Annotated in this window: 11 protein-coding genes; all 11 read left to right on the top strand. The window is 37.7% G+C overall.

The genetic code is table 11. The features are described from left to right. Positions 1-13: 13 nt before the first annotated feature. The 11 genes from KUV80_RS01015 to coaE all read left to right on the top strand — a co-directional run bounded on the left by KUV80_RS01015 (position 14) and on the right by coaE (position 12,442). Positions 14-472, top strand: coding sequence for a DUF441 domain-containing protein (locus KUV80_RS01015; RefSeq protein WP_222460835.1), 459 nt, complete (start codon positions 14-16; stop codon positions 470-472). A 254-nt stretch (positions 473-726) separates the two neighbouring features. After that, complete coding sequence (gene citZ / locus KUV80_RS01020; protein ID WP_222460836.1) at positions 727-1,842, top strand: citrate synthase; 1,116 nt, start codon at positions 727-729, stop codon at positions 1,840-1,842. 103 nt (positions 1,843-1,945) lie between these two features. Further along, positions 1,946-3,214: an NADP-dependent isocitrate dehydrogenase gene (gene icd, locus KUV80_RS01025; protein WP_222460837.1), complete on the top strand. Its 1,269-nt coding sequence runs from the start codon at positions 1,946-1,948 to the stop codon at positions 3,212-3,214. A gap of 84 nt (positions 3,215-3,298) precedes the next feature. Next, the gene (gene mdh, locus KUV80_RS01030; protein WP_222460838.1) at positions 3,299-4,237 is read left to right on the top strand and encodes a malate dehydrogenase; all 939 of its coding nucleotides are present in this window, start codon (positions 3,299-3,301) and stop codon (positions 4,235-4,237) included. Between the two features lie 80 nt (positions 4,238-4,317). Beyond that, complete coding sequence (locus KUV80_RS01035; protein ID WP_222460839.1) at positions 4,318-4,794, top strand: MaoC family dehydratase; 477 nt, start codon at positions 4,318-4,320, stop codon at positions 4,792-4,794. A gap of 155 nt (positions 4,795-4,949) precedes the next feature. Then, complete coding sequence (locus KUV80_RS01040; protein ID WP_222460840.1) at positions 4,950-5,660, top strand: response regulator transcription factor; 711 nt, start codon at positions 4,950-4,952, stop codon at positions 5,658-5,660. Next, positions 5,660-7,393 (top strand): two-component system histidine kinase PnpS, encoded by a 1,734-nt coding sequence (gene pnpS, locus KUV80_RS01045; protein ID WP_222460841.1) that lies wholly within the window; start codon positions 5,660-5,662, stop codon positions 7,391-7,393. Before KUV80_RS01040 ends, pnpS begins: the two co-directional genes overlap by 1 nt. Positions 7,394-7,609: 216 nt before the next feature. Beyond that, the gene (gene polA, locus KUV80_RS01050) at positions 7,610-10,252 is read left to right on the top strand and encodes a DNA polymerase I (protein WP_222460842.1); all 2,643 of its coding nucleotides are present in this window, start codon (positions 7,610-7,612) and stop codon (positions 10,250-10,252) included. A gap of 62 nt (positions 10,253-10,314) precedes the next feature. Next, entirely contained in the window at positions 10,315-11,136 is an 822-nt protein-coding gene (mutM, locus tag KUV80_RS01055) for a DNA-formamidopyrimidine glycosylase (protein WP_222460843.1), read from the top strand. A 59-nt stretch (positions 11,137-11,195) separates the two neighbouring features. Continuing rightward, on the top strand, positions 11,196-11,828 hold the full coding sequence (gene ytaF / locus KUV80_RS01060) for a sporulation membrane protein YtaF (RefSeq protein WP_222460844.1): 633 nt from the start codon (positions 11,196-11,198) through the stop codon (positions 11,826-11,828). A gap of 14 nt (positions 11,829-11,842) precedes the next feature. Further along, positions 11,843-12,442: a dephospho-CoA kinase gene (gene coaE, locus KUV80_RS01065; RefSeq protein ID WP_222460845.1), complete on the top strand. Its 600-nt coding sequence runs from the start codon at positions 11,843-11,845 to the stop codon at positions 12,440-12,442. The last annotated feature ends 109 nt before the right edge of the window (positions 12,443-12,551 follow it).

Here is a 12,551-nt window from a genome sequence, read left to right on the forward strand (position 1 = left end):
AAGGGAATTCATTATGGAGCCAACTCTTTTTTTAATCGGCTTATTAGTGATTGGAGTTATAGCGAAAAATCAATCACTCATGATAGCTGTCGCTTTTTTATTAGTGTTAAAATTTTCAGGTCTAGGAGAAAAATGGTTTTCTGTTATTCAACATAAGGGTATAAATTGGGGAGTTACGATTATCACCATAGCCGTATTAATTCCAATTGCAACTGGTGATATCGGCTTTAAACAACTTCAAGAATCGCTTAAATCTTCATATGCGTGGATAGCTTTATTATCCGGAATCTTCGTGGCAGTTATTGCTAGCAGAGGCTTGCACTTGCTTCAGAACGATCCACATATTACTGCTGCTCTCGTATTTGGAACAATTCTTGCAGTGGCCATTTTTAAAGGGGTTGCAGTAGGTCCTTTAATCGGTGCAGGAATTGCATATATGGCGATGAAGATTGTCGAATTGTTCACAACGTGATAACCTTATAACGCATGAATTAAGCGATATTCGTTCACAAAAATCAGATTATTGTTTATAATTGATGTGTATGTCCCGTTTCCTTTAAATAGTCTTTCATTTTTCATGTCTCTTTTTTGAGAATAAAGAAGTCGGAATTACATCTTATTTCTCCGTCTTTTTTAAAAGAAGAAAAATGTAAGCTCTTTCTATTTTTTAAAAAATGAAATTATTAAAGGAGAAGAGAGAATAACAGAAAAAAAGGAGAGATAGCCATGACAGCTACAAGAGGATTAGAAGGAATTGTTGCAACAACATCTTCTGTCAGCTCTATCATCGATGATGTTTTAACCTATAGAGGATATAGCATTGATGACTTAGCTGAACATGCAACTTTTGAGGAAGTTGTATACTTGCTTTGGAATGGTAAACTGCCTAACCTAACGGAATTGGAAAAGTTTAAAACAGAGCTTGCTGAAGCGAGTGAGCTTCCTGAAGCATTGTTGGAACAAATGAAATCGCTTCCTTTGAAGGATGCTCATCCAATGACAGTTTTACGTACAATTGTTTCGACGCTTGCGATGTATGATAAAGATGCAGAGGACATGTCTACAGAGGGCAATTATAAAAAAGCCATTCGTCTTCAAGCACAATTAGCATCTCTAGTAACGGCATTTGCGCGTATCAGAGAAGGAAAAGATCCTGTATCTCCTAAAAAAGATCTGAGCTATGCGGCTAATTTCTTATATATGTTAACAGGTAATGAGCCTGATGAAATTTCTGAGACTGCTTTAAATAAAGCACTTGTATTGCATGCAGACCATGAATTGAACGCTTCCACATTTACTGCGCGTGTTTGTGTAGCAACCCTTTCTGATATTTATTCAGGAATTACAGCTGCCATCGGAGCTCTAAAAGGACCTCTTCATGGTGGTGCAAACGAACAAGTAATGAAGATGCTTTCTGAGATTGGTGAAGAATCGAACGTTGAATCATACTTGGATAATGCGATTGAGAACAAGCAAAAAATCATGGGCTTCGGACACCGCGTATACAAAAATGGTGATCCTCGCGCGAAACATCTTCGTGAAATGTCCAAACAACTTACTTCTATCACTGGTGAAGAGAAATGGTACACGATGAGTGTCAAGATTGATGATATGTTAAAGCAGAAAAAAGGGTTGCTTCCAAATGTTGACTTCTATTCTGCAAGTGTTTATCACAGTTTAGGTATCGATCACGACCTATTCACACCAATCTTTGCAGTAAGCCGTGTTTCTGGCTGGATCGCACACATTTTGGAACAGTACGATAACAACCGACTGATTCGTCCTCGTGCGGAGTATATCGGTCCTGATATGCAGCAATTTGTTGCATTAGAGCAAAGATAAGGAACACTTTTTAAAAAGAGAAGGGATTCTTCTTCTCTTTTCCCTATGTTTTTTAGTAGACTAGTTATGAAGATGCAATTGCAGAAATAGGAGGAATTTTATTATGTCTAACGGAGAACGTATTACAGTTGACAACGGAGTGTTGAACGTACCAAACCAACCAATTATCCCATATATCGAGGGTGACGGAACTGGTCCTGATATTTGGGCTGCAGCTTCACGTGTTTTAGAAGCTAGTGTTGCGAAAGCTTATAACGGTGAGAAAAAGATCGTTTGGAAAGAAGTTCTTGCAGGTGAAAAAGCCTTTAACCAAACAGGTGAGTGGTTGCCTTCAGAAACTTTAGATGCGATCCGCGATTACATAATTGCGATTAAAGGACCTCTTACAACTCCTGTTGGTGGAGGAATCCGTTCATTGAACGTTGCTTTACGACAAGAACTAGATCTATTTACTTGCCTTCGTCCTGTACAGTATTTTAAGGGTGTTCCTTCACCGGTAAAACGTCCTGAAGATACAAACATGGTTATTTTCCGTGAGAATACGGAAGATATTTATGCAGGTATCGAGTATGCAAGCGGTTCTGATGAAGTGAAAAAGCTGATTCAATTCCTTCAAGATGAAATGGGAGCTAACAAGATTCGTTTCCCTGAAACTTCAGGTATTGGAATTAAGCCGGTTTCTTCTGAAGGTACACAGCGTTTAGTAAGAGCAGCGATTCAGTACGCAATCAACGAAGGACGCAAGAGTGTAACACTTGTTCATAAAGGCAACATCATGAAGTATACAGAAGGTGCTTTCAAGAACTGGGGTTATGAGCTTGCTGAAGCGGAATTTGGCGATAAAGTATTCACATGGGCACAATATGACCGCATCGTTGAAGAAAGCGGTAAAGATGCTGCGAACAAAGCACAAGCTGATGCCGAAGCAGCAGGGAAAATTATCGTAAAGGACTCTATTGCTGATATTTTCCTTCAACAGATCTTAACTCGTCCTGCAGAATTTGATGTTGTTGCAACAATGAATTTAAACGGTGATTATATTTCTGATGCACTTGCTGCACAAGTTGGTGGTATCGGAATTGCTCCTGGAGCAAACATCAACTACGAAACAGGACATGCGATCTTTGAAGCTACTCATGGTACAGCTCCAAAATATGCGGGTCTTGATAAAGTAAATCCATCTTCTGTTATCCTTTCGGGAGTATTGATGCTAGAGCACTTAGGTTGGGGAGAAGCAGCGAAGCTTGTTCTATCATCTATGGAAAGCACGATTGCAAGCAAAGTAGTAACCTATGATTTTGCTCGTCTAATGGACGGTGCAACTGAAGTTAAGTGTTCTGAGTTTGCAGACGAACTAATTAAAAATATGTAAGCTTTGTTGGCCCCTTTCACGAGGGGTCTTCTCAAAAGACGATGAAATTATAACGTTTTCTATACTGTTTTTGGAGGGAATGACATGGCTAACAAACGTAAAAAGATTTCAGTGATTGGCGGAGGATTTACCGGAGCAACAACAGCTTTCATTTTAGGACAAAAGGAAGTTGGGGATGTTGTACTAGTTGATATACCTCAAATGGAAAACCCTACAAAAGGTAAAGCGTTAGACATGATGGAAGCAAGCCCGGTCCAAGGGTTTGATGCTCAAATTACAGGTACCAGTGATTATGCAGATACAGCAGGATCTGACGTAGTGGTCATTACTGCTGGTATTGCTCGTAAGCCAGGCATGAGCCGTGATGACTTAGTAAATACGAATGCAGGAATCATGAAGAGTGTAACAAAAGAAATTGTGAAACATTCTCCTGAATGTACAATCATCGTTCTAACAAATCCAGTTGATGCTATGACTTATACCGTTTTAAAAGAGTCAGGTTTCCCTAAGAGCCGTGTAATCGGACAGTCTGGTATTCTAGATACCGCTCGTTTCCGTACATTTGTTGCTATGGAATTAAATCTTTCTGTAAAAGATGTTACTGGTTTTGTTCTTGGCGGGCATGGAGACGATATGGTTCCGTTAGTACGCTATTCATATGCTGGTGGAATTCCATTGGAGAAATTAATCTCTAAAGACCGTCTCGATGCGATTGTAGAGCGTACTCGTAAAGGTGGAGGAGAGATTGTTAACCTTTTAGGAAATGGTTCTGCTTATTATGCACCGGCGGCATCTTTAGTTGAAATGGTGGAAGCGATTGTTAAAGATCAACGCCGAGTTCTCCCTACTATTGCTTATTTAGAAGGTGAATATGGCTACAACGGCATTTGTCTGGGAGTTCCAACCATTATTGGAGGAAACGGACTAGAAGAGATCATTGAACTTGAACTTACAGAGCAAGAAAAAAAGGAGTTAGACCGTTCTGCTGAATCTGTAAAATCAGTAATGAATGTTTTAGCATAAGGTTAAAAAGATTCGGGATTATTTCCGAATCTTTTCTCCTATTTACAATGAAAGCGGTATCATAAAAAGGGGGGAACAAATTGCTAATAGGAAAAAAGAGAAAACTAGGACGCAAGATCAATGAGATACAAATAGGCGAAAAACTTGAAATGCAAGAGACGATCGAAGACAAGGACCTATTGTTGTATTTAGGTTTAACAAATGACAACAATCCTCTTTTTATTCAGCATGATTATGCATCATTAACACCTTTTAAGAAACCGGTCGTGCCACAAATTATGCTGATGGGGATGGTTACTTCTGCCGTATCCAAGTACTTGCCAGGACCAGGTAGTTCTATTACACATTCACAATTTACGTTTCATAAACCGGTCTATCATTATTCAAAGCTCACGTTTTACTTTGAGATTACAGAAGTAAATCGGGACAACCATTCAATAGGTATGACTGTATTAGCGAATAATGAAGAGGGAACGGAAGTCTTGCATGCAAACCTTAACGTTTGTCCTCCTTATCCGCCAAAGCCCATCACTTCTCATACTATGGAAAATTTCTAAAACCCTTTCTCTATGAAAGGGTTTTATTTTTAAAGGATATTAAATTTATGTAAAGCTACTGTTAAGCGAGTGTGAAGATTTTTCGTTTTTTGTACACACTAATAAAAAAATAGTATGATGAATTTGTACAAGTCGTTATAAAGGTGGGAATATAAATGAGCCAAAAGTTACTCGTAGTAGAAGATGAACTATCAATCTCAACATTGCTGCAATTTAATTTAGAACAAGCAGGTTTTCAGGTGATAACGGCAATGGATGGGAAAAGTGGATTAGAAAAAGCAGAAAATGAAGCTCCAGACCTAATTATTTTAGACCTTATGCTTCCTGAAATGGATGGAATAGAAGTCTGCAAAGAGCTTCGCCTAAGAAAGCTAAATATTCCTATTCTTATGTTGACGGCTAAAGATGATGAATTTGATAAAGTACTGGGTCTTGAATTAGGCGCGGATGATTATATGACAAAACCGTTCAGCCCAAGAGAAGTTGTTGCAAGAGTAAAAGCAATACTCCGTAGAACGACTGTGATGAGTACAGATTCTGCTAGACAAAAAGAAGATATTGAGCATTTAAGAATAGGTGAAGTAGATATTTATCCTGAAAACTATGAAGCCTATTTTAAAGAAAAAGCACTTGAACTGACACCGAAAGAATTTGAACTACTTGTTTATTTAGCAAGACATAAAAGCCGCGTCCTTTCAAGAGAGCAGCTTCTTTCAGCTGTTTGGAATTACGATTTTGTAGGTGACACAAGAATTGTAGACGTTCATATTAGTCACTTGCGAGAAAAAATAGAAACCAATACGAGAAAGCCTCTCTATATCAAAACCATTAGAGGACTTGGTTACAAGCTCGAGGAGCCTCAATAATGAACGAATTTAAAAACCGGGTTCTTACGCTTTTTTTACTCGGGATTTTACTCGTATTTATTCTACTTGCACTCATTATGGGAAACATTGTTCATCATAGTGTAAAAGAAAAAAGAATGGAGTTTTACGCGGGAGAACTCAGCTTGATCGAGCAGGTTTTGATCACTGAAGATCAATCAGCCGCAATTAATGATTTAATAAAACACGCTTCAAAGGATTTAAAAGGGGACATTTATATTCTAGACTCAAATTGGAATGTAAAGTATACGACGGATCGTAATAGCCCTAGAAACATGTCTTCTTTTTTTCCGGAAAAAAAAGGAGCTCCATCTGATCACGAACTAATTCATAGAAATGAGAACGGAAAAATATATTATACGTGGGAACGCAACAAAGAAAATAAGCGTGGCTACATACAGTTAGCGATCTCTGAAGATGCAGCTGAATCAGCAGAAAGATCGATCTGGATCATGATGTCAGCTGGATTTCTTATTTGTTTTGTCATAATTCTTTATGTTTCCGTGAAAGTGATCCAAAAAATCGTACGCCCTGTAGAAGAAGCAACACAAACCGCTAAAGAACTGGCGAAGGGTAATTTCAAAGCGAGGACGTATGAATATTATCGCGAAGATATCGGAGAGTTGAATTATTCTCTGAATGTTTTGGCGCGAAATCTTGAAAAAATGACAAAATCACAAGAGTCACAGCATGATCGTTTAATAACGTTGATTGAAAATATGGGAAGCGGCTTGATATTAATTGATTCAAATGGCTACATCAATTTAGTAAATAAAGCGTTCAAGGAATTGTTTAAAGAGCATGCAGACCAGTGGACAGGCCATTTGTTCTACGAAGTATTTCCTCATGCTGCAATTAAAGACATAGTAAAAGAAACCTATCTCACTGAAAAAAACGTTAGAAAAAGCGTTGTCATCCCTATCCATATTGAGCGAAAACATTTTGATGTATATAGTGCACCTGTGTTAGATGTAAAAGGTAAACTAAGAGGAATAGTACTTGTATTCCATGATATTAGTGAATTAAAAAAGCTTGAGCAAGTTCGTAAAGATTTTGTCGCTAATGTATCTCATGAACTGAAGACGCCTATTACATCCTTAAAAGGGTTTGCTGAAACACTATTGGATGGAGCAGGAGATAATAAAGAATTTCGAAATAAATTTCTTACTATTATTTTGAATGAAAGTGACCGATTGCAAGCTTTAATCCAAGATCTCCTTGATTTATCAAAAAGTGAGCAAGGGTTTCACTTAGAAGCACAGCCTGTTAACCTAGAATCTCTAGTAAATGAAACCATTGAAATTTTGCAGAACAAGGCCGAGAATAAAAATATTTCATTGTCTGTTTCTGTTTCAGGAGACCCTGTTATGGATGGTGACCCACCGCGTTTAAAACAGATCATCATTAATCTTGTTTCAAATAGTCTCACCTACACACCAGTTAATGGAGCTGTAACTGTAGATGTCACAGAACTGGAAGAGCATGTGCAGTTGAGAGTAAAAGATACAGGTATAGGGATAAAAGAAGACGAGATTCCCCGAATTTTCGAACGTTTTTATCGTGTTGATAAAGCTAGAAGCAGAAATTCTGGAGGTACAGGTCTAGGACTTGCGATCGTGAAACATCTCGTTGAAGCCCATCATGGTACCATTAATGTGAAAAGTAAGCTTGGTGAAGGTTCTGAGTTTATCATCTTGTTTCCCAAAAAGATTTAAGTTATAAGATTTACAAATCCTTTACACCACTGTTTTCATTAATTAATAGTGAGGATTTATATTTAAAGTATCCTTTTTCAGTACCCCCTTAGCGAGAATCCAATGATTCTCGCCTTTTTTTATGTCTTCGTTTATTTATCATTGCTTCTTTTTTGTTTCTGTAAGAGAGCATGATACAATAGTATGTAGAAGAAATGCCCTTGGGAGGTAACAGACTTGGGAAATAAAACAAAAAAATTAGTTTTAATAGATGGAAACAGTATTGCTTATCGAGCTTTTTTTGCATTGCCACTGTTAAACAACGATAAAGGAATCTATACAAACGCAGTCTATGGATTCACACAAATGCTGTTAAAGATCTTAGAAGATGAAAAACCGACTCATATGCTCGTTGCATTTGATGCTGGAAAGACAACGTTTCGTCATAAAACGTTTGTTGAATACAAAGGAGGGCGACAAAAAACGCCACCTGAACTTTCTGAACAGTTTCCTTTTATTAGACAGTTACTCGATGCGTTTAAAATTAAACGTTATGAACTAGAAAATTATGAAGCGGATGATATTATCGGAACGCTTGCATCACAAGCAGCTGAAGGCGAATGGGATGTAAAAGTCTTTACCGGTGATAAAGATTTATTGCAGCTTGTAACACCTGATGTTGAAGTAGTTCTTACGCGAAAAGGTATTACAGAAGTAGAAGCATATACGGTTGAACAAGTAAATGAGCGATATGGTATAACACCAGAGCAAATTATAGATATGAAGGGCCTGATGGGAGACCCTTCTGATAACATTCCTGGTGTACCTGGAGTTGGAGAAAAAACAGCCATAAAGCTTATTAAACAATATGGATCAGTGGAAAATGTGCTTGAAGCGATCGGGGAGATATCAGGCGCAAAGTTAAAAGAACGTTTAAGCGAGAATAAAGAGCAGGCGTTAATGAGTAAAGATCTTGCTACCATTACGAAAGAAGCTCCTATTGATCTTGGTATTGATGATACAACATATGAAGGCTTTGAGACTGCTTCTGTTTTTCCGTTATTTAAAGAACTCGGCTTTCAATCTTTGCTTGATCGTTTAGGGGGAGATGAAGCGGCCCTTCCAGATACAGAGAAAGAAGAACTTAGCTTTCAACGCGTTTCTATTATTGAACCAAATATGTTAAAGAATCCATCATCGTTAGTTATTGAGACGTTAACGGAAGATTATCATAAAGCAGACATACACGGGGTTGCTCTTAGCAATGAAAGTGGTACGTATTATGTGCCTTATGATATTGCGAAAGAATCGGAAACATTTAAGAATTGGCTGCAGGATAAAGATCAAAAGAAAATAATGTTTGATGCCAAAAGAGCTCATGTCGCCTTAAAGGGACAAGGTTTAGACTTAAATGGAATCGAATTTGATCTCCAGCTTGCTTCTTATTTGCTGAATCCTTCAGAATCATTAGACGAGATTGCTGATATCGCTAAGCAGTATGGAACCTTAACTGTTGATTCAAACGAAAAAGTATATGGTAAAGGTGCAAAGAAAAAACTGCCTGAAGACGATGTTTTAGCAGAACATCTTAGCAGAAAGGCCTATACTACATTCACGTTAAAAGATGTAATGGCTGAAAAACTCCAAGAGAATGAACAAAGCAATCTTTTTTATGACCTTGAACTGCCTTTATCACTCGTGCTTGCAAAAATGGAAGAGACTGGCGTAAAAGTAAAAGTCGATACCCTAAAAAAAATGGGTACAGATTTAGAAGGACAGTTAACTACGCTCGAAAAAGAGATACATGAACTGGCAGGCGTTACGTTTAATATCAATTCTCCTAAACAACTAGGTGAGATTTTGTTTGAAAAATTAAGTTTACCTGCCGTTAAAAAGACAAAGACCGGTTATTCAACGTCTGTCGATGTATTAGAAAAGTTAGAAGGAAAACACGAGATCATCAATAAAATCTTAATATATCGTCAGCTTGGGAAATTAAGATCAACTTATATCGAAGGCTTGTTAAAGGTGGTTCATGAGGATACGGATAAGATTCATACTCGGTTTAATCAAGTGCTCGCTCAGACTGGCCGATTAAGTTCCATAGATCCTAATCTGCAAAATATTCCAATTCGGCTTGAAGCAGGTAGGAAAATCAGACATGCCTTTGTTGCATCCAATCCTGAATGGAAAATACTTGCAGCTGATTATTCTCAAATTGAACTTCGCGTATTAGCCCATATTTCACAAGATGATAACTTGATGGAAGCCTTCCAAAAGGAGATGGATGTTCATACGAAAACAGCGATGGACGTGTTCCATGTTGATGAACAAGAAGTTACTTCTGAAATGCGAAGACACGCTAAAGCAGTTAATTTTGGAATCGTCTATGGCATAAGTGATTATGGATTATCACAAAGCTTAGGGATAACGAGAAAAGAAGCGGGTGAGTTCATTAAAACATACTTGGAAAGTTTTCCAGGCGTGCAACAATACATGAAGGACAGTATTACAGAAGCGAAGCAAAATGGCTATGTATCAACACTTCTGCATAGACGCCGTTATCTACCAGAGATCAACAGCAGAAACTTTAACCTTCGAAGTTTTGCAGAACGAACGGCGATGAATACTCCTATTCAAGGTACGGCTGCAGATATTATAAAAAAAGCCATGGTTGATATGGACCAACGCTTGATTGAAGAAAAACTTGAAGCGAAAATGCTATTAACGGTGCATGACGAATTAATTTTCGAAGCGCCAGAACAAGAGATTGCAAAGTTAAAGAAATTGGTTTGTGAGGTAATGGAACAAGCCGTTCAACTAGATGTTCCTTTAAAAGTGGACGTAAGCTGGGGAGATTCCTGGTTTGAGGCTAAATAATAAGATGACAGCATTCCCATATAATAGGGGTGCTGTTTTTCATAATAAGAGTGGTGGAAAATATGCCAGAATTACCTGAAGTTGAAAATGTTAAAAATACGCTAAATCGTTTTCTTCCTGGAAAAGTAATAGCAGACGTAGAAGTCCATTGGAAAAATATTGTGAAATACCCTGAAACGGAAGAATTCATTCTAAAGTTAAAAGGACAGACGTTCGATCAGGTGTACCGCAGAGGGAAGTTCTTAATTCTTCATCTCGATGAAGATTCCCTCGTTTCCCATTTAAGGATGGAAGGGAAGTATGGTCTTTTCAACACGGATGCTCCTGTTGATAAACATACACATGTGATCTTTAGATTCACAGATGAGACAGAACTTCGATATCAAGATGTACGCAAGTTCGGCACGATGCATGTGTATCCAAAAGGAACGGAAGAGAACCACCTTCCTTTAAAAACATTAGGGGTAGAGCCATTGTCAGAATCACTAACAGCTGGACTTCTAAAGAAATTATTCGCTAAAACGAAGCGAAACATAAAAGCGGTGCTTCTCGATCAGACAATAATAGCGGGATTAGGAAATATATATGTAGACGAAGTACTGTTTCAGGCAAGAATTCATCCTGAAACTCCTACGAATAAAATATCTTTACATCGTATAAAAAAATTAAAAAGAGCGATTACTGAAATTTTAAGCGAAGCAGTCAAACATGGCGGCAGCACCATTCGTTCATACACGAATTCTGTAGGAGAAACAGGCGGATTTCAGATGAAATTATTTGTTTATGGAAGAAAAAATGAAGCATGCCGAATATGTGGTACAGAGATTGAAAGAATGGTCGTAGCTGGCAGAGGCACTCACGTTTGTAAAGGTTGCCAAAAATAAACCAATTCTTTACTCCTTTCATATACTACTTTACCGTTAACTGAAAGGAGTACAGGAATATGGTGGCTTACTCATTTGTTTTACTGGCATTAGCCGTCAGCCTGGACAGTTTTGGAGCCGGATTAACGTATGGAATGAAATCCATAAAAATACCTTTTCGCTCCATATTGATTATTGCCATATGTTCAGCTGTTACTTTCTTAATTTCCATGTTATTAGGATTCACTTTAGAGCAGTTTATTTCCAAAAAAACAGGTGAAGTTTTAGGGGGCATGATTCTTTTAGGAATTGGAATCTACTCACTATGGCAAGTATTCTTACCAGAAAAAGAATACATGGAAAAAGAAACAAAAGATATCGTGCTTTTTGAAATTAAATCATTAGGGATTGTCATCCATATTTTAAAAAAGCCCGTCATGGCAGATATCGATAAGTCAGGATCCATTACAGGATGGGAAGCTGTTTTACTTGGCATCGCTCTTTCACTTGATGCATTTGGAGCAGGGATTGGTGCTGCACTTGTTCACTTACCTCCTTTATTAACTACTATGACAATTGCTTGTATGAGTGCTCTATTTTTATGGGGCGGAATGGTGGTCGGGTTATTTAGCGTAAACAAAGCAGCGTGGATGAAGCGTTTATCTATACTTCCCGGATTATTACTGATCGTAATGGGATTATTAAAGATGTAACAGGAGGAACCATTTTGATTATCGGATTAACGGGTGGTATAGCCACCGGAAAGACAACAGCAAGTCTTATCTTGAGCCAACAGGGCATACCTGTCATTGATGCTGATATTATCGCAAGAGAAGTCGTTATGCCGGGAAAAGAGGCTTATCAGAAAATAGTCTCTTACTTTGGTTCTCAAATCATAAATTCTGACCATACATTGAATCGCACACTTCTGGGTGAAATTATTTTTAATGATGTAAAAAAAAGAGAAAAGCTCAATGCGATCGTGCATCCAGCAGTGAGGATGGAAATGAAAAATCAGGCAAAACATCATTTGGACGCTGGTCAAAATCCCGTAATCATGGATATTCCTCTACTATTTGAGAGCAAACTGACACACATGGTAGACGTAACATGGCTTATTTATGCATCCCCTGATATTCAACTGAAGCGATTAATGGAACGGGATGATTTTACTGAAAAGCAAGCGTTATCTAGAATTCACTCGCAACTTCCGATCGATGAAAAAAAAGAACTGTCCGATATTGTGATTGTTAATAATGGAACAAAAAAAGAATTAGAAGAAAAACTAACCTTACAGATTCAAAACTTGAGAAAACAGATCCTTTAAATGAGGTTCTGTTTTTTTTAATGATATAGCCTCTTTTTTGCCTATTTTATAGAAAAGTATGTTCTTTTCAAGACCTATTATGATATACTAATTACAGATAGAAACGATA

Origin of the sequence: Fictibacillus nanhaiensis, assembly GCF_019801215.1 — a bacterium.
Classification (GTDB): domain Bacteria; phylum Bacillota; class Bacilli; order Bacillales; family Fictibacillaceae; genus Fictibacillus; species Fictibacillus nanhaiensis_C.